The organism is Peribacillus sp. NPDC094092, from assembly GCF_050279365.1.
Lineage (GTDB): Bacteria > Bacillota > Bacilli > Bacillales > DSM-1321 > Peribacillus.
Map to the genome: position 1 here is coordinate 404,593 of NZ_JBNNUC010000004.1, position 19,241 is coordinate 423,833.

18 protein-coding genes and 1 pseudogene are annotated in these 19,241 nt (G+C 40.3%); 1 reads left to right on the forward strand and 18 read right to left on the reverse strand.

The features are described 5' to 3' along the window. Positions 1 to 85: 85 nt before the first annotated feature. The 11 genes from ACQKNS_RS20330 to qoxA all read right to left on the reverse strand — a co-directional run bounded on the left by ACQKNS_RS20330 (position 86) and on the right by qoxA (position 11,750). A complete protein-coding gene (locus ACQKNS_RS20330; protein ID WP_427645074.1) occupies positions 86 to 973 on the reverse strand; it encodes an LCP family protein in 888 nt (295 codons plus the stop codon). 116 nt (positions 974 to 1,089) lie between these two features. Continuing rightward, on the reverse strand, positions 1,090 to 2,547 hold the full coding sequence (locus tag ACQKNS_RS20335; protein WP_427645075.1) for a S41 family peptidase: 1,458 nt from the start codon (positions 2,545 to 2,547) through the stop codon (positions 1,090 to 1,092). A gap of 287 nt (positions 2,548 to 2,834) precedes the next feature. Then, a complete protein-coding gene (gene deoD, locus ACQKNS_RS20340; RefSeq protein ID WP_076366058.1) occupies positions 2,835 to 3,539 on the reverse strand; it encodes a purine-nucleoside phosphorylase in 705 nt (234 codons plus the stop codon). 234 nt (positions 3,540 to 3,773) lie between these two features. Beyond that, complete coding sequence (locus ACQKNS_RS20345) at positions 3,774 to 3,944, reverse strand: YozD family protein (protein WP_427645076.1); 171 nt, start codon at positions 3,942 to 3,944, stop codon at positions 3,774 to 3,776. 178 nt (positions 3,945 to 4,122) lie between these two features. Then, entirely contained in the window at positions 4,123 to 4,830 is a 708-nt protein-coding gene (locus tag ACQKNS_RS20350; protein WP_230303379.1) for a hypothetical protein, read from the reverse strand. Positions 4,831 to 4,984: 154 nt separating this feature from the next. After that, on the reverse strand, positions 4,985 to 6,751 hold the full coding sequence (locus ACQKNS_RS20355) for an ATP-binding protein (RefSeq protein WP_427645077.1): 1,767 nt from the start codon (positions 6,749 to 6,751) through the stop codon (positions 4,985 to 4,987). A gap of 14 nt (positions 6,752 to 6,765) precedes the next feature. Continuing rightward, positions 6,766 to 7,008, reverse strand: a complete 243-nt coding sequence (locus ACQKNS_RS20360) for a YozE family protein (protein ID WP_427645078.1) — start codon at positions 7,006 to 7,008, stop codon at positions 6,766 to 6,768. Between the two features lie 917 nt (positions 7,009 to 7,925). Further along, on the reverse strand, positions 7,926 to 8,213 hold the full coding sequence (gene qoxD / locus ACQKNS_RS20365) for a cytochrome aa3 quinol oxidase subunit IV (RefSeq protein WP_427645079.1): 288 nt from the start codon (positions 8,211 to 8,213) through the stop codon (positions 7,926 to 7,928). Between the two features lie 2 nt (positions 8,214 to 8,215). Next, positions 8,216 to 8,812 carry a cytochrome aa3 quinol oxidase subunit III gene (gene qoxC / locus ACQKNS_RS20370; protein WP_427645080.1) on the reverse strand — a complete coding sequence of 199 codons (597 nt, stop codon included), beginning with the start codon at positions 8,810 to 8,812 and terminating at the stop codon, positions 8,216 to 8,218. Beyond that, positions 8,803 to 10,758, reverse strand: a complete 1,956-nt coding sequence (gene qoxB, locus ACQKNS_RS20375) for a cytochrome aa3 quinol oxidase subunit I (protein WP_427645081.1) — start codon at positions 10,756 to 10,758, stop codon at positions 8,803 to 8,805. Before qoxB ends, qoxC begins: the two co-directional genes overlap by 10 nt. A gap of 50 nt (positions 10,759 to 10,808) precedes the next feature. Beyond that, on the reverse strand, positions 10,809 to 11,750 hold the full coding sequence (qoxA, locus tag ACQKNS_RS20380) for a cytochrome aa3 quinol oxidase subunit II (protein WP_427645082.1): 942 nt from the start codon (positions 11,748 to 11,750) through the stop codon (positions 10,809 to 10,811). A 216-nt stretch (positions 11,751 to 11,966) separates the two neighbouring features. Between qoxA and ACQKNS_RS20385 the strand changes: the two are divergent. Further along, positions 11,967 to 12,077, forward strand: a pseudogene (locus tag ACQKNS_RS20385) (hypothetical protein); the annotation flags it as partial. Positions 12,078 to 12,421: 344 nt separating this feature from the next. Here ACQKNS_RS20385 and ACQKNS_RS20390 read toward each other — a convergent pair. The 7 genes from ACQKNS_RS20390 to ACQKNS_RS20420 all read right to left on the reverse strand — a co-directional run bounded on the left by ACQKNS_RS20390 (position 12,422) and on the right by ACQKNS_RS20420 (position 19,239). Then, on the reverse strand, positions 12,422 to 12,703 hold the full coding sequence (locus ACQKNS_RS20390; protein ID WP_427645083.1) for a YokU family protein: 282 nt from the start codon (positions 12,701 to 12,703) through the stop codon (positions 12,422 to 12,424). A 1-nt stretch (position 12,704) separates the two neighbouring features. Further along, a complete protein-coding gene (gene ablA / locus ACQKNS_RS20395) occupies positions 12,705 to 14,108 on the reverse strand; it encodes a lysine 2,3-aminomutase (protein WP_427645084.1) in 1,404 nt (467 codons plus the stop codon). A gap of 116 nt (positions 14,109 to 14,224) precedes the next feature. Continuing rightward, complete coding sequence (locus tag ACQKNS_RS20400) at positions 14,225 to 15,604, reverse strand: sigma-54 interaction domain-containing protein (RefSeq protein ID WP_427645085.1); 1,380 nt, start codon at positions 15,602 to 15,604, stop codon at positions 14,225 to 14,227. Between the two features lie 83 nt (positions 15,605 to 15,687). Beyond that, a complete protein-coding gene (gene ablB, locus ACQKNS_RS20405) occupies positions 15,688 to 16,536 on the reverse strand; it encodes a putative beta-lysine N-acetyltransferase (protein WP_427645086.1) in 849 nt (282 codons plus the stop codon). A gap of 79 nt (positions 16,537 to 16,615) precedes the next feature. Continuing rightward, on the reverse strand, positions 16,616 to 17,887 hold the full coding sequence (locus ACQKNS_RS20410) for a peptidase (protein WP_427645087.1): 1,272 nt from the start codon (positions 17,885 to 17,887) through the stop codon (positions 16,616 to 16,618). 9 nt (positions 17,888 to 17,896) lie between these two features. Beyond that, positions 17,897 to 18,562: a 3-oxoacid CoA-transferase subunit B gene (locus ACQKNS_RS20415; protein ID WP_427645089.1), complete on the reverse strand. Its 666-nt coding sequence runs from the start codon at positions 18,560 to 18,562 to the stop codon at positions 17,897 to 17,899. Continuing rightward, a complete protein-coding gene (locus ACQKNS_RS20420; RefSeq protein WP_427645150.1) occupies positions 18,505 to 19,239 on the reverse strand; it encodes a CoA transferase subunit A in 735 nt (244 codons plus the stop codon). Before ACQKNS_RS20420 ends, ACQKNS_RS20415 begins: the two co-directional genes overlap by 58 nt. Between the last annotated feature and the right edge of the window lie 2 nt (positions 19,240 to 19,241).

The window sequence follows — 19,241 nt, forward strand, 5'->3', positions numbered from 1 at the left end:
TATTCTTCCGAGGTCTATAATACAATAATTCAAGTGAATTCAACCTATTCACTTAATATAAGATTGTTTTCAATAATAGTTCTTATTATTTTGAAAAGAACTCCTGAAGTGCCTTTTTATTTTTAGTGTAATCTATTTCCAAAACGGCTCCGGATTGGGGATTTATTTCTTCTTTAAAGCTTCCTTCCACCGGAACCCTTAAGGTTTCGACGGTGTCCGGTGTATGGAAGACGGCATTTGGAATCATTTCCATTATAGTTTTCAGTCCAATATCTGTATCCAAGTAAGAGAGACCTTGTTCGATGATACTAGGAAGGGCTGCCACCCCTTCGAAGGATGAGATTTGATTGATGAACGCTGTTTTTAGTTGAACCATTACTTCTTGTTGACGCTCAACCCTTCCAAAATCACTTTCATCGTCATGCCTAAAACGGACATATTTCAATATTTCCTCACCATGTAAAATATTTTTGCCAACACTTGCTTGAATGCTCATATCATCAATGATTTGCTGATCCACATTCACCGCTATCCCCTCAGGGGCTAGTAAATCGACCATCTTCACAAATCCCTGGAAGTCGATTACCGCTACATGATCGACCTTGATATCGAAGTTCTCCTCTATGGTTTTCTTAAGGAGTTCCCTTCCACCATAATAATAAGCTGCATTTATTTTGTTATATCCTGATTTATTCCCGGGGATTTTCACATAACTATCACGCATGATGGAAGCCAGCTTCAGTTTCTCCTGCTCTGGAAAGTATTTGGCCAGGATAATGGCATCTGATCGAGATTTTTTCTCTCCCCTTGTATCAACACCAATGAACAAAAACGTTTTCACGCTTTCCTGGTCCTCTTCTTTGGTTAGTTTTTTTTCCGTACCTGCATTTCCATTTTGTTTGGGTAAAGGGGCATAGGTGCAGCCTGCCAGAATCAAGATCAATAGATATATGAAAAATACCTTTACTTTCATTACCTCACCTCATCGGAAAATTACCCCTATTCTCTGTCTAATTTTGGAATTTTATGCATTTGACGAAAAAAAAGCCTGCCAACGTTAATCGCTGACAAGCTTTTCGGGAAAATCAATTATTTAAGTTCTTTCTTTAATACCTCTACCGCCTTTTTCACTTGAGTGTCGTTTTTAAGGATTTTCTCCCGGATGACCTGCATTAATTTCACGGTAGTATCATCTTTTATTGTCCCTGTTTCTTTGATTTTTTGTTCCTTCTGGAACGCCATGACCGCATTTGTGGTTGCTTCATCAAAGAATCCATCTATCTTGCCTGGATCATGACCTGCTTCCTTCAGCATTTCTTCAGCCGCTTTCACTTCACTCGAAGAATCGGATGCTTTCAATTCCTTATCAGGCGAAATATACGGAAGGTTGGCATAATCAGGAAGCTTCACATTAATATCCGGCTTGATGCCTTTTTTATGAATCCAATTTCCTTCAGGAGTCAACCATTTTGCTGCCGTATATTTAAAGTTAGATCCATCTTCAAAGTCTTGGGCAGTCTGCACGGTCCCTTTCCCAAATGACTTGACACCAATCAATGGAATGTCCGCAGACTCACTGACAGCAGCTGCAACGATTTCAGAGGCACTGGCACTTCCATCATCAATCAACACGACAACCGGGATTTTCAGTTCTCCATCATTCTTCGATTTATAGACATCTTTTTTCCCGCTGCGATCCTCAACTTGAAGGACCACTTTCCCATTAGGTATGAACAGGCTTGCCATGTCTATTGCTTGATCAAGAAGTCCCCCTGGGTTTCCGCGCAAATCCAATACAAGACCCTTCATATCCTTCTTCGACATTTCTTCAAGCGCCGTATTCAGCTCTTGGACTGTATGTTCGGAAAAACTGGTCACTTGAATTTTTGCAACTCCATCATCAAGCATTTCCGCATATACCGTTTCAATCGGAATTGTATCCCTTTTAATGGTGAGCTCAATAGGTTCCGGCTCACCAGCTCTTGAGATGGATAGATCCACTTTCGTTCCCTTTTCGCCCCTGATTTTCAGGACAGCTTCAGAAGAGCTTAGTCCTTCAACACTTTTACCATCCACACTTAAAATGATATCATTCGGTTTTACCCCTGCTTTTTCTGCTGGGGACCCTTTTATCGGTGAGACGACCATGATTTGTCCATCCTGCTCCTGAATCTCGGCACCGATTCCTTCAAAGGATGAAGAGATGCTCTCATGGAAACTCGATGCTTCCTTTTTATCCATATAAGCAGAGTAGGGATCATCCAATGATTTGATCATTCCATTAATTGCCCCGTCAACCAGCTTTTCTTGATCAATCTCTTCATAATAGTTATCTTTTATCGTATCGTATGTAGAATACAGCTTTTCAAATTCCGAATGTTTATCCGGTGCTAATGACTCTACTTTTTCATCTCCAAAGGTCAAGGCTATTGTAGTAATCCCTGCAGTTAGAAATATGACTAAGAAAATCCCCATAATGAACGTAAACTTCTTTATTTTAATGAATTTCCCTGCCTCTTTTGGCTGTTTTTGATTTTCTTCTTCCACTGAAGCCTCACCACTTTCATTCTTCATGACGATATAAACGATTTCATTCCTATTTTATCAGCTTTCATGCCAATCGAAAAATAATAGTTATCAAAAATAACAACTTATGACCATATGTATTTTTTTTCCGTTTCGCAAACGTTAATATAGAGATGGCTCAAAGGGCAGAAGCCAACTCCCGACATTACAAAAATACGGATACCAAGAAATAACTGACCCTGTATCCCAACTGTCATTATACAGCATCACTTATTCCTGGTAACCCGCCTGACTTTTACATCCAATTATCAATCCTTGATAGCTGCTTCCAATGCCACCTCAACCATTTCGTTAAAAGTTGACTGGCGCTCATCCGAGGTCGTTTCCTCACCGGTTAAAATGTGATCGGAAATGGTTAACACAGATAATGCTTGACGGCCAAATTTAGCGGCAAGCGTGTATAGGGCAGCTGATTCCATTTCTATTGCAAGTATTTGGTATTTTGCCCATTTTTCCAATTCACTATTATCGTTATAAAACTGATCGGCCGTAAATACATTACCGACCTTTAATTGCAAGCCCTTAGCCGTACCAGCGTCATAAGCTTTTCTTAGTAATTCGAAATCTGCGGTGGGGGCAAAGTCCACCCCACCGAAAGTCATGCGGTTCATTTGGGAATCGGTGGAAGCACTCATGGCAAGGATCACATCCCTGACTTTTACATCTTTTTGAATCGCTCCTGCAGTTCCCACACGAATCAGCTTCTGGACATTATAGCTATTCATCAATTCATTCACGTAAATGGAAATGGATGGAACGCCCATGCCTGTACCTTGTACGGAAATTCGTTTCCCTTTATATGTCCCTGTATATCCAAACATGTTTCGAACTTCATTGTAAAGTTTAGCATCCTCTAAAAATGTTTCAGCAATATATTTTGCACGCAACGGGTCCCCTGGTAGTAGGACCGTTTCCGCAATTTCATTTTCTTTTGCACCAATATGTACGCTCATACGACTATGTCCTCCTTAACTTGTGGTTGAAATGATATTCAAAAACTACTATACCATATCAACCACAAGTTAGGAAAATTGAACCTTACCCTAGAACTTGAAAAACTGGAAATCACGCAAAGACTATTGGCACCCGCCGCTCTAAACCGCAAACAAAACGGCGGAGGTCCGCCGTCTTTTTTTTTCGTTAATAAAATTAAAGGAAAAGGAAGCTGCTAACCGTCTTATGACAGGTTACTCATCGATTTCTTCATCAATTATGCATTTTTCAAGAAGATATTCGAATGTGATGTCAGCAAGATCTTCAACTTCAGCTTCTGTTGGAAGATAGCCCCGTCTTATCAATTCTTGAAAAAAGAATTCCGCTATCTCTTCTGTATCAATAAAAACCTCAATTTCTCGCAAATCATCGCCCCCTTATTTAAAGGTCTATGAATGTGTAGAGACAAATATACCAGTAAGGCATCCCATAATGGAAAATCATATGAAGGGCCTATAGTTATCATGGTCCATTTCTGTTCAATTTGAATGGAGGCTTCTATAGGTAATTTGGAAATTTCCCTTTAAAAGTTTGGGATACAGTTCACTTCGTTTGCTTCTTTTTATGATCTGGATATATTTCCTCTGCCGCTTTTTCAATTTTCGCAAGGGCAATCTTCATGATATGGCGGTATTCATCATCGCCAAAGTGTTCGTAGAGCTTACAATAGTCATTATATAAATCCAACAGTCCATCAATCATTTCCTTTTTTTCATTTTTTGTCATTGTCATATCTCGCTCACCTTTACCAGGGTTGTTTTGTTTAGCAATGATAGCAAGCTCATTTTTCTTTTTAGGAAGTAGCAGACCCAACTTTTTTATAATTCCATCTGCACGTTTAGCATCGGCTATCAAAGTAAGTTCTTCTTCATGCGCTTCAAGCCATTCACCATCCGAGATTCTTGATAACTCATAGATTACATCCTCCCAGGCATTTTCCTTATAGCGCCAAATTTCCGTTCGATAGCCGATAATCTTGAAATAATCCTGTTCATATCCATCCACTTGGACCAAGTCACCTAATAAATATTTATATTCAATATCGATTTGTTCTTTTGGATAAAGGATTTCTCCTTCATATTCATTTATCGATTGCAATGTTTTTTCGATATAAAGACCTTCACTATAGTTCACTTCATACACATAAGCACCATCGAGAAATTTTACATCGGTTATATTCCCGACTGTCCCATACATAGTTATTACGACTGTATCGCCTAATTTAAATTTTGGCTGTTTTTTTTTGCCCATAAGAGACATCCCCCAATATGGTCCTTATCGTTTGATTAGTAAATTATATGCACAAACAAACATGGAGGTTAATGGAAATGAGAGGGCATTTTGCTCATTTAACTAAGTAACCGGCCCATTTATTAAAGGGCATTACAACCAACCAAAAACCGCCTCATTTAATGAGACGGTTCGTGGTGGGGATGTAGAGAGTCACTTTCGTTCCTTCATCAAGTACGCTCTCCATTTGGAATTCCCCTTTTAATTCCTCCATTATCTGGATGCACGTCGCCACACCTAATCCGTTACCATCCGGTTTGGTAGTAAAAAAGGGCATACCGATATTTTTTAAATCATCGAGACTTATGCCTTTTCCATCATCGCTAATCACTAATTTTACATTTTGGGACTCGGAAGTCTGTTGCAGTTCAATCTGCCCCCTTGCTTCGATGGCTTCACAAGAATTATTCAAGACATTCAAGAGAACCTGCCGTAACCGGTTTCTGTCTGAATAAACAAAGACGGATTGTGTCACTCCATTGATTAATCTTACATGATAACTCGGATTTGAAGGGGTATAGGTATCTAAAATTTCTTCAAGGAAATCCTTTAAATCGAATTTTTCCCATTCCAATTGATGCGGTTTTGCCAAATCAAGAAGTTGTGTCACGAATTCATTGACCCGATCCACTTCATGAAGCATGACATCACTATATTTTTGTATTAATGTTGTATCATGATCCTGGCTCTTCAATAATTGGAAAAAGCCCTTTATAGTCGTCAACGGGTTCCTGATTTCATGGGCAACACCGGCAGCAAGCTGGCCAACATATTTCAATTTTTCTGTTCGGACGATTTCCTTCTCACGGTCTTCTATCGTTTCCATCATTCGTAGAAAGGCAAGGTTCAATTTTTCCATTTCCTCGAAGCTTCTTTTGTCGGAAATGATGAATTCCTTTCCTCCTATGAAATCCTCTGTCGCTTCGACAAGTTCTTGAACTGGCCTTACGAGGGTCTTTGTTAGAAAATAGACAGCCAGAATGATAGAAACAAAAACGATGCTGTAGATTGTCAGGTACCGTGTTAATAGGTCATTCAAAGGTTGAAACACCTGTTTCTTATCAGCACCCACAACAACAAACCATTTATTCTCCGTTTCGGCAATCGTATGAACAGGCTGGATGGAATAAATTTTTTCCCCATTCTCCGAACTGTACAAATCATCCGATAATGAAGCTTCCATCAGCTTACCTTTCGTTAATCCCATTTCTTTCAAGGCAGAATCCTGCATGAAGCCATGCGGGTCTTTTTTCGAAATCATGATGCCTTCTTGATTGATCATGAAAAAGTTCACCGGGTATTTATCGCTAATTTCAGTAGCCTTTTTCGCCATCATCTCCCAAAGACCTTCCAATCGGAAAGCTGGAGATACGATTCCGATCATCTTCCCATCATCATCATATACCGGCGCACTTAGAACCATTATGGGTTCTGAGAAAGCCCGGGTTTTATAAACGTCTGAAAGGAATTCATGACCTTCTATGGCCTCTTTGAACCATTTTCTATTCGCAAGGTTATCTCCGATCATTTTATTTGATGTATCTGCAATGACATTGCCTTCCATATCCAAATGCAAGACACCGTAATAATTTCCTTTTGCATCGATAAACTTTTTTAGTTCATCTGACTTCTCTTCTCTTGAATGGCCAGGATTGATGATTACCGAATTTGCACTCATAAACTTCACATCACTGATCCGTTCGTTCAAATAGCTATATGTTTCATTTACAATATTCAGTGAACCTGCATTCAGGGCATTTTTTGCTTCCTTCTCCAGAAGGGACCGTTGCGATCCATAGGATATGATTCCCAATATCAGAAGAGGAACACTTGCAATAAGTAAAGAAAAAAGCAAAATTCGGGTTTGAAGGCTTTTAAGCATCCTTCCGATCCTCCCTATTCCTGATCTCCCGATAGGAGCCCTTCTTCTATTTGGACATACTGTTCCCACGCTTGATCGAATACTGACATACTTTCGAGATAGTCTGCATTCAATTCTAAATAACTGCTCAGTTCATTATAATTTGTCGATTGTTTTGGGAAACCATGATCCTCATAGGCATGATTGGCAAATTTAGTGATTGCATCAATTTCCTTCGGCTGTCGAAATTTCATTAAATATAAAAAAAATGGTCTCATGATGTCGAGCCCCCCTAAAATAACTATGATTTCTGCTTTAATATATCGGAAACTTTCGCTTCCGTCCACTTTTTTAAAAATCAATTTGGTTTTTCTTCCTCATTTTAAGAAATCCACGTTTTTTCAACACAAAATGCATTCGTTTTATTATGGAATTAATGCCCAGTTCACTTAATAAACGCGCTAAGCATGTTCTGCCATGATGCTTGAAAAAAAGGATGGGGGAATTTCTTTAAAACCTTATTATCCTATTTACCCGCAGGCTTTCATTTTGCAAAAAGGAAAATCCCTCAGTTATTTTATTTTGCTAGAACCCTCTGCTACTTTAATATGCAAAAAGAACTTAGTTATTGTCATATAAATTAAAAAGCAAGTACAGAATAATCATCTCTACTTGCCTTTCAATTGAACTCGGTTTGTTAGTTTTTCTATTTTATTTATTGCATTTATTTGCTGTGAAAATCCAGTCTTTTCACTATCGCCTTACACCTACCCATTTTCCCCAATGATATTTTAGTATGAAGAACATATAACTCACGAGTAGGATTTTTACGGTGAAGTTCTTGACATTGCTTCTGGAGAAATAGGAAATTTCTTTTTGGTACTATTCCCCTTGCATTTCGCTTGTTTCTGTCACTAAAGAATTAGAATTCCCTCCGTTAGAAAGAATCTTTTTACTTTTACCCCTCATTAGTTAGAGTAGCTAATATTGAATTCTCATTGGGTTGGAAATAACCGTAAAGGTAATTGCAAAAGCTGTACCCCTTAAATGAAGATCGCTTTTTAAAATTGGAATTTATCAGCAGTAAAATTGTGATAGGGCATTATAAGCTTTTCCCTATACTTAGCTTATTGTTCCTATTTCAACTTCCATTACCCATCATACGCCTTCTGTTTCCCAGGCTGTTTCATTCATATCAATAACTCCAACCCCAGATCATACATAGTATTGTACCGATAACAGTAATTAGAGCTAGGAATATAGCGCAATATAGAGTCATAAAAATTGATTTGCCATCATCAGTTTCACGAGCATGCATAAACACAACTAGTTGAACAGCTGCTTGTATGAATGCTGTCAATATAAAAATCGTCATTCCTGTTGCTTTTGACATATTGAAGAAGTAAACCAACAGTGCTACAACCGTTAAAATCAATGAAAATACAAAACCCCATACTTGTTTAGCCGGGAATAATTCCTTCATGTTTATGTCATTCCTTTCAAGTAGATAAAGGTGAAGATAAAAATCCAAACGATATCCAAGAAATGCCAGTAAAGAGAAAAAATGAAGGATTTATTGGCTGTTTCAGGTGTCAATCCACGTTTTTTCACTTGAAGGATAATAAATAACCCCCAGAAAAGTCCTAATGTAACATGTGCTCCATGTGTCCCTAATGTTGTAAAAAGCACCGATGTAAATGCACTAGTTTGCAGTGTAGCTCCTTCGCGATAATAGGTAATGAACTCAGTAATTTCAAAACCCAAGAATCCTAATCCAAGAAGAAGAGTGATCACGAAGAATGTCAACATGGCTTTCTTGTTGCCAAGTCGCATGGCATGAATTCCAAGCCCGATGACAAAACTGCTTGTTAAGAGCAAGAAAGTTTCAGCAAGTACTGGAGTGATTTCAAAAATTTCCGCTCCAGTAGGACCGATACCAGTACGATCAACTAATGTAAAATAAGATGCAAAGAGTGTTGCAAAAAGCATAATTTCGGCTCCAAGGAAAATCCAGAAGCCTAAAATATTTAGCCGATTTTGTTCCGTACTATATTCAAGAGGTTGCGAGTGATCTATTTCCATTTATTTACACCCCCGAATTTTGCTTCTGTCTCTTTAATTTCTTCTACAGAAATGTAATGCCCATGATCTATTTCGAATGAACGATGAGCCATGCAAACAAAAATACCGAGTAACCCAATAATCGCAAGAAACCAAATGCTGAATACTAATGCAAATCCAAAGACAAAGAAGATACAGGACATGATAAACGGTACGCCGCTGTTATTGGGCATATGAATTTTTTCATAGTCACCCTTGAATAATTCATGACCTTTATATTTTGCATCCCAAAATGTCTCCCTTGAGTTCACTTGTGGAATAATAGCAAAGTTATATTCTGGTACTGGATTATGAGTAGCCCATTCAAGGGAACGTGCATCCCACGGATCATCACCAACATCTTTTGGAGCATGGCGAATGCTATAGTAAATCGTATATACGATTAATACAAAGCTGATTGCCATTAAAATGGCCCCGATAAACGAAATCATATTCAATGGTCCAAATCCAGTCGATTCAGAGTATGTGTATATACGGCGTGCTTGACCATCTAAACCAGTGATATACATAGGGAAGAATGCTAAGCAAAAACCAATGGTTAGAAACCAGAACGCCCATTTCCCAATCCTTTCATTCAACATGAAACCAAACATTTTCGGCCAGTAGTAAGTTCCGGCACCAAGCACAGCAAATACTACACCCGGAATAATGACATTGTGGAAGTGAGCTACTAAAAACATTGTATTATGGTATTGATAATCCGCCGCTGACATCGCAAGCATGACCCCAGTAACTCCACCGATTGTAAAAAGAGGTATGAAACCTATTGAATAAAGCATAGGTACGGTAAATCTTATCCGACCTTTCCACATCGTGAACAACCAGTTAAAGATCTTGATTCCAGTCGGAATAGCAATTACCATCGTTGTAATCGAGAAAATACTATTAACATATGCTGCTTGCCCCATTGTAAAGAAATGGTGCGTCCAAACGAAGAATGAATAGATGGAAATAAATACCATTGAAGCAACCATTGATCGATAGCCATATAGGTTACGCCGTGAAAAGGTTGGGATAATCTCACTAAAAAGACCAAATGCAGGCAGGATTAAGATATATACTTCAGGATGTCCCCAAACCCAGAACAGGTTAGCCCAAAGCATATCCATACCGCCATCAGTCATTGTGAAAAACTTGGTTGCGAATAGTCGATCCATTGTTCCCATGATCAGCGCCACTGTTAATACAGGGAATGCAAAAATGATAATAACGCTTGTGACTAAAGAAGACCATGTAAACATTGGCATTTTCATTAATGTCATACCGGGTGCTCTCATTTTAAGAATAGTCGTCAAAAAGTTAATCCCCGTCATTAATGTACCTATTCCGGCTATCTGAATGCCAATCATATAATAATTCGTTCCAACATGCGGGCTAAATTCATTACCTGCAAGCGGGAAATAAGATGTCCAACCTGCATCAGGCGAACCACCAATTACAAAAGAGATGTTGAATAGCATGGCACCCATAAAAAATAACCAGAAACTAATGGCATTTAGACGTGGGAATGCTACATCTCGGGCTCCAATTTGTAATGGCACTACGAAATTCATTAAGGCCATAATGTACGGCATCGCCATAAAGAGAATCATCACAACCCCGTGTGTTGAAAAAATTTCATTATAGTGCTGTGAATCTAATAATTTGTTATCCGGTACGGCAAGTTGCGCACGCATCATCATTGCATCTACCCCACCACGAAATAGCATCAACAAAGCAGATATTAGATACATAATACCTATTCTTTTATGATCGACTGTTGTTAGCCAGCCACTCCATAAATAAAACCATTTTTTAAAGTGGGTTATACCAACAATGATCAAGAGAACAGTAACACCAATGGCCACCATTGATGAGTATATGACGGGGCTGGGGTTAGGTATAAGAAATCTAGAGAAAAAACCCATACTTTTGTGTTTCCTTTCTGAAAATATTTTTCTTGGGATGGACTAAGAAATTATTCATGATTGTGTGGTGATTTTTCTTTACTGTTACTTGACTTATGATCATGCTCCATATGTTCACCTTTTGAATTCGCGTTAGGGTCACTTGAACCATGATGATGTCCGGCATTTTCACCTTCTGGAGGCGGTGAGAAGTCTAAATGAGTTCCAGTAAACGTTAACTGCCCCTCATGACCCGGTTTTAATAATTCATTGAATCTTACTTCAGTAATAGGTTTCGCAGTTTCTTTAACTTCCTTTACCCATTCATCAAACTTATCTTGAGACATCGCTTCGACGTGGAACGTATTTTCAGCGAATCCTTTCCCACTAAAGTTTGCATTTCGTCCCATCATTTCCAGTGATTCGTCCGCTGCTAAGTGTAATGTGGTCACCATGTTAGACATGGCATATTTTTGACCGCCAAGTTGTGGAATCCAGAAACTTGTGATAGGCCCGAATGAATAAAGTTTAAATTCAAGTGGCCGATTTGTTGGAATATACAAGTAGTTTACTGTCTCGATATCGTTTTCTGGATAACTAAAATGCCACTTCCAGTCAGATGACGAAGCGTAAATAACTAATGGATCTTGACCTTTGTACCCTTCCGGAGTAGCTTCCACTTTATTGTTGGTAATTACAGAAACAACGGAGAAGAAAATGACGATTAAAATTGGCACCCCAACAATAATCGCTTCAACAACATGATTCCCTTCAATGTAGGGTGGTTCATAATCTTTAGGTAGTTTAGAGTCACGGTATTTCGTTAACACAAAGACTAAAATAGCACAAACAACAATTACTATAACCGCCATGATCGCAATTGACAGCCAAATCACATTGGCTTGCGTTTGGGCTTGAGGTCCTTTGGGATCTAAGACCGCTAATGATTCACAGCCAGAAAGCACATTGACCATGGTAGAAAGAATAGCTAATAAAACCCATTTTATTTTCATATAAGTATCCTTTCTTTAAGATTTTATTTCTAAGTTATCCACAAAAGATGAAGCTATCCCAAAAAATGCTTATTAAGAATGGTAATTTATCACAAATGCACTTTTAAATGGCATGATTATGTATGAATTCATTTGGGGAATGTGCAGAGAAACATGTAATCTAACTAACTACTTGTTTTGAAAAAATATGTGAAGAGATACTGCATTGATCTTTTTATTCCTAGTGGTCAAAGTAAGGGGGGTGAAGATGAATATTTAAAATGGTGGCAATAGTCCTTAATAGGTGTTGGCTGCACTATTGGTCCTGGATTTTTTCTTGGATCGGCCAAGTATAAAAATAAATGGCCCTTCAATTGTCCTGTTCTTTACGACATGCCACACCGATCTTAATTTTGTTCAATTGGTCTTTTCATTTAATATTTTTTTGTCAATAAAATCAGTTGTTTTACAGTGCTTTTTCATCTATCCTAATACCAGTGAATAAATTTATAAAAACCTCTACAACAGAGGCTTCCAAAATAATATATCTCAATTAACCGCTTGCTTCCTTCAGAATTCCGCGTCACCACGGAAAGCAACCGCTAATACTGTTCAAGATGTGCACCCTATTGGCAGGGCGCACAGAAAAACCTCATCAAAAAAAGTAGATGAGGCAACTTCCATTTATTTTGTTATTTCCCAAAATCAAAATAATTCCGCTTTAACAACCGCTTCATCTTCAATAACTCGTCATACGTCGTCTGTTTCCCTAACTGTTTAGTATCAATTAAAAACAGCTGGTCTTCAATCTCGTTAGTCGTTTCATCACTTTGAAAAAAAGCATCGCAACTCTCACAATGAGATGAAGGGGTTTCCGTAATTTCAACCGCCCTCGAACCATCCGGCAGTTCCCAATATACAGTCCCCTTTACTGATGCAAGCTTCCCTTTCCCACACCATGGACACGTCTCCATGCTATTCATCCCCCTTTTGAGTGCCCTTTTTTTGCTGTGCCTGGAATTTCTTTTCTTTTAACAGATCTCGCTTTTCACGTTGGTTTTTCAACGAAGCATGCTCTGGGTTGGTCACGTAATTTTCCCGTCTATTCATTCGCTTCAGCCCTTCAGGCACTAAATTGAATTGTTTGTCGTTCATTAAACCCGATACACCTATATCTGAATGTTTTTCTTCCATATCAGGATATACCCCTTTGAAATAATCATCTGCAAGCCCTGGTGTATATTGTTCAGGTTCAGGATATGTGGTTATCACACCTTCAAAATTGCGCAGCACCGTTTTTGTTGGAGATTGCGAAAGGATATAATTCGGCTGCAGTGTGATCTTCCCTCCCCCTCCTGGAGCATCGACGACGAAGGTAGGTACAGCATAACCGGATGTATGGCCACGGAGCCCCTCGATGATTTCAATCCCTTTTGAAATTGGCGCCCTGAAATGACCGATGCCTTCCGAGAGATCGCACTGATAAATATAGTAAGGTCGGACACGAATCTTAACAAGATCATGCATCAGCTTTTTCATGATCGCGACACTGTCATTTATCCCCGCTAAAATAACTGCCTGGTTGCCCACGGGCACACCTGCGTCGGTAAGCATCTCACATGCTTTCTTTGACTCCTCTGTAATTTCTATTGAGGTATTGAAATGTGTATTCAGCCAAACCGGATGATATTTTTTTAAAATGGCACATAAACCTTCAGTGATTCTTTGAGGAAATACAACCGGAGCCCGCGTACCTATCCTGATTATTTCAACATGTGGAATTTCCCTTAAGTTCTTGAGGATATATTCAAGGATCGTATCATTAATCAATAATCCGTCCCCGCCGGAAATAAGGACATCGCGAACTGCCGGCGTGTCACGTATATAACCGATTGCAGCATCCAATTGTTTTTTCGGCACTCCCATGCCAATTTGGCCTGAAAAACGTCTTCGCGTACAATAACGGCAGTACATTGAGCATTGATTCGTCACCAAAAAAAGAACGCGATCCGGATATCTATGGGTCAACCCCGGTACTGGGGAGTCCTCATCTTCATGAAGGGGGTCTTCCATGTCATATTTGGTTTTATGCATTTCTTCCGAGATAGGCACCGATTGCATTCTGATAGGACACCTTGGGTCATCTTTATTCATTAACGAAGCATAGTATGGGGTGATATTCAATGGGATGGTTTTTGTGGAAATCCTCACACCTTCCTCTTCATCCGGAGTCAAGTTTATCACTTTTTTCAAATCATCGACGGTTCGGATCGTATTCGTAAGCTGCCAAAGCCAATTGTTCCATTGTTCTTCGGTTACATCTTTCCATAGCTCTATATCTTTCCAATTGCGATCTGGCTTATATAAGTCAAATAACATGGTTATACCTCCTGAGTTATGATAGTAGTATTAAATGCAAGAAGGGTGCCAAAATGACCCAAAAATTCGAATGCATATAAAAAAAACCGGACTGCTATGCATCCGGATTTTTTCATTCAAATATGTTTTTTTATTTTGTATTGCAAAGTCTGTCTTGGAATTTGCAATAGTTTCGATGCCTGGAAAACGTTACCGTTCGTTTTGAGAAGGGCCTGGGTAATCAATTTTGTTTCCATCTCAATCATGGCTTCACGAAGCGGAAGGATTTTTTCTGTTGGGGTGGGCTTTTTTAAAAATTGGGGCAAATCTTCAAGATTCAAAACATCATTATCCGAATGGTTCATCATGAATTCTACCGTATGTTTAAGCTCCCTTACGTTTCCAGGCCAATGATATTGCCGAAAAAAAGCCTTAGTATTCTCATCCATGCCTTTGATCGACCGTCCTAATTTACTGTTAAATATGGATATGAAATGTTCAGAAAGAAGCTCTATATCATCAATCCGCTCACTTAACGGAGGCAGCTCATAGCTCAATACGTTCAAACGGTAAAATAAATCCGGCCTTAACTTGTTTTCCGATACCGCCTTTTTCGGATCCATATTCATCGCTGCCATGATCCTGACATCCACCTGTACACTTCTTGTGCCGCCTATCCTCCTGATGAACCCATCTTCTAGCACACGCAGAAGCTTTGCCTGCAAGTCAATCGGCATCGATTGCAATTCATCCAAAAACAAGGTTCCGCCGTTGGCTAATTCAAACAACCCCTGACGTTCCACAGCACCAGTGTAGCTTCCTTTTGCCGTACCGAAAAGAAGCGATTCCAATAAACTTTCTGGTAGGGCAGCACAATTTTGTGCGATGAAAGATTCTTTACCGCGGCTCGAATCACGGTGGATGCTTTGGACAAAAAGCTCTTTCCCTACACCGCTTTCCCCATAAACCAATACTGATGAAGAGGAGCGGGCAGCCTTTTTCCCTTGTGATATCAAACCTTTAAATACAGTATCATTTGTCAGGATGTCCGTGAAAGTATACAATCCTCCGTTTGCAGGCGTTTTCCTTTCAGGACTTTTGATCGTCTTGAGCGAGCTTTCCAGATCAGCTAACCTTTCAGATAATTGCTTCAAGCTTGAATAATCCTTGGCAATTTCTATTGCACCTATCAAAAACCCTTCAACATATATGGGGAGCGTCGTATTTAGCGTCTCAATGATTCGCCCATGTGCATTTACATACGATTGACTATAGTTATAGATTGGTTTTTCAGATTTAATGACCCTGAGTAAAGTCGATGATTTGTGATTCAAAGAAGGAAAGGCTTCAAGCAGCGGTTTCCCAAGCACCTCACTTATTTTCATCCCATCATGATTGGCCGCCACCCCGTTATAAAAGATGGTCCGTCCTTCTGGATCTATGACATGAATCCCTTCATCAATGGTTTCTAATATCGCTTCCAACACTTCGCTCGTATTAAAGAATTCGCTTGGCAAGCTATCCCTCCTAATAGACCTTCTTGCTAAATGTATATGAGGAAATGCCAAAAACTTGTCATCAACCGCCTAAAAATGAGCATTCAAGTAAAATTTTTCACCCAAAGGTTCATATCTTCCAGTTTATCGAAGATATAACAATTATTGGCCAATCGCCCGCGGTACGAGTATCCATGCTGATGCAATGCAGCATTCATGCCGAATGAGAGCGACCGGGCAATCGAATAGATACAATAAATTCCATGTGATATAAGATAGTCTTCAAGCGACGAGATCAAGTGTTTCATCAAGCCGTACTGCCGATGTTCCGGCAATGTCGCACAATCGGTGATTTCTGCATTATGGTAAAAGGAATTAATTTCTGCGGAAGCAGCACTGACGATCCTCTCTTCATGGACATAAATATAAAAAACCGTTCCCATTTCCATGCACTTTTTCACATAAGCCGGATCATTCATCGGTGTGGGATACACTTCGAAAACCTTACCATACAATTGTGCAAGCTGAAGGGCATCGGTAACTTCAGCTTTACGGCCTTGATAGGCTGACGGCGGATCATCTAGTCCGGATTTTGCCGGCAGACTCTGAACATCGGCAAGGATTTCATCTTCCTTTTTCCATTCTGCACTGTTGCGCCTTTCATTCCGGCAATATTTAACTAGGAAGAAACAATCGCTTCCCAAGAAGAACTTATCGATGCTTCCTTCATATAGAAAGCCTTGAGCAAGCAATGCCATAACGTTTTCCCTGCGTGACTTGAAGATGATTTTTTCTGCTGATGCTCCTTTAGCCGCCTTCAAAGATTCCTCCACACATTCTTGAAAATGACCTAGATAATCATCAACCCTGATTCGCTTATTAAAATGGTCGATCGTAATATGTATGGTGCAGCTTGGCTTTTGAATTTTTTTTTCAATGATTCCTGCCTCCATTTGCCCCGCTCCTCTCACATCTTCGAAAATTATTGCGAAAGGCCTGACCCTTCCTGGAATCAGACCTTGGGAAAAATGATTATTCCTGGTCCACCCCACACCATTCAATAATGGTCAATGCGATGATTTCCGCAGCCTCCATCATTTTATCCACCTCTATAAATTCGTTCGAATCATGGGCCATTTTCGTTTCCCCTGGTCCAAACACAACTACGGGGGTAGAGCCCACCGATGAAAGATACCCTCCATCCGTCGCCCAAGGGGATGCTTCGACAAGCGGTTCTTCCCCTATCACTTTTTCATAGTACGTGCTAATTGTCTTCATAAGCGGGTGATTTAATTCGAGTTTGCCAGGCAGCCATCTGGCCCCAAACCATTCCAATTCAATAGGATTTTCTTTGAACCATGCATCACTCCGGTTTAAAGCATCTATTCGTTCCTTGAGCGATTTTTGTGCTTCTTCCATGGTTTCTGTCGGGGCGATGCCGAATCTACCTTCTAGAACGGCTGTATCCGGCACGGAGGAAGGCCAATTCCCGCTTTGAATGCTACCTATGTTGATCGGAATGGGGATAGGGACATTTTTATAGAGTGAATGACGGAGTGACTCATTCCTTTCTTGTTCAAGCATCTTGATTTCTTTCATTACACCACCCGCTTTATCTATTGCACTGACTCCTTCATACCTTGTGCCTCCATGTGCAGACTTTCCTTTTATTCTCAGTCGAAACCACATCGAACCCTGCTGTAAAGGGAATAGTTTCATATTTGTCGGCTCCGGAATGATTGCACCATCAGCTTTGTACCCCCGTAAGACTGCTGCAAGTGTGCCGGCACCACCGCTTTCTTCTTCAATCACGCTCTGGAATATCACATCTCCCTTCAATTGGATTCCAGATTCGACAATCGCTTCAATAGCCAGCAATAAAGATACATTGCCGCCTTTCATATCCGTCGTTCCCCGCCCGAAAACTTTCCCGTCCATCAACTTGCCGCTATACGGATCATCGTGCCATGCTGCATGATCTCCTTCAGGAACTACATCAATATGTCCATTTAAAATAAGGGATTTCCCATTGCCTGTTCCTCTTTTAATAGCCACAAGGTTCGGATTACCTTTAAAATCCCTGCGGTCGCAATAAAAATGGGGATGTTTTCTTAATTGTTCATCCCCGATTTCCCAAAGATCTATTTCTAGTCCAAGTTGTCTGCACTTCTCGACCACTATGGCTTGTGCACTTCCTTCTTGCCCCCTTTTGCTCGGTTCCTGAACCAGTTTTTGCAAAAGCTGAACCCCATTCATCCGATGTTCATTCAACCATGTTCTTATTTTTTCCTCATACATATCCATTCTCCTCTCTCATTCTTTTAAAATATGGATGTTTTCGGAAACGGTAAACGGGGCTTCGGTCCGATTCCTGATTTCCTGAATGCTGGACGTATCAAATACATCAGTTAATAGGAGGCCCTCGGAAGTTACAGAAAACACGCCTAATTCGGTGATGATCATATGTACGCATTTCTTGGCAGTTAATGGCAACGTACATTTTTTGACTAATTTAGACATGCCCGCTTTATCGTTATGTTCCATCAAAACAATGACCTTTTTTGCCTTCGCAGCCAGTTCCATAGCACCGCCCATCCCTGGCACCCGCTTTCCCGGGACAATCCAATTAGCGAGATCCCCTGCTTGACTTACTTGGAGGGCCCCTAGAATCGTGATATCCACCCTGCCTCGCCGTATCATCCCAAATGCAACTGTGCTGTCGCAGTAAGAAGCCCCGGCTCTAATGGTGATCGGAAGCCCCCCAGCATTGCAAAGATGCGCATCTTCCTTCCCCATTTCAGGAGTACTGCCAATTCCCACAAGGCCATTTTCGGCATGAAACATAACCTTATGATCATTCAATAGATGATTCGGTACAAGTGATGGAATGCCAATTCCCAAATTGACCAGCATCCCATCACTTATTTCCGCTGCTGCGCGTTTTGCGATTCTGTTCCTATCTCCGGTTCCCAAACCCATTTCCAATCGACTCCTTTTGATGGAATGATATAATCAACAAAGGCACCGGGTACAATGATGTCCTCTGGATCCAAAGTGCCAAGCGGAACGATTTGCTTGGCTTCGACGATAGTGATTTGACCGGCCGCAGCAACGATTGGATTCGTGTTCCTGGCACTTTTATCAAATATCAGATTTCCATAAGGATCTGCCTTTTCAGCGTAAACAATGGCGATATCCGCAGTTAATGCCGGTTCCACCAGATAATTTTTCTTTCCTAGCTTTACGGTTTGCTTGCCGTTCCGGACGATATCTGCCTCAATTCCAATATCAGTCAATATCCCGCCGAGTCCCATCCCCCCGGCCCGGATGCGTTCGACAAGTGTCCCTTGCGGAGAGAACTCCACTTCGAGTTCTCCATTGTTCATTAATTTTCCGGCATTTGGATTGGAACCGATATGGGAAACAATGACTTTTTTTGCACGGCGTTGGGTGACCAGTTTTCCGATTCCGATATCGGGGAAACCTGTATCGTTCCCAATCAAGGTTAAATCCTTAATACCCGATTCCAAAATCAGATTGATCAGTCCCGGAGGCGTCCCTATGCCACCGAATCCCCCAAACAGGATGGACTGTTTATCTTTAAAGTGATGGCGGACATCCTCCAAACGACAAATCTTCTGGAACGTATTTTCCACCA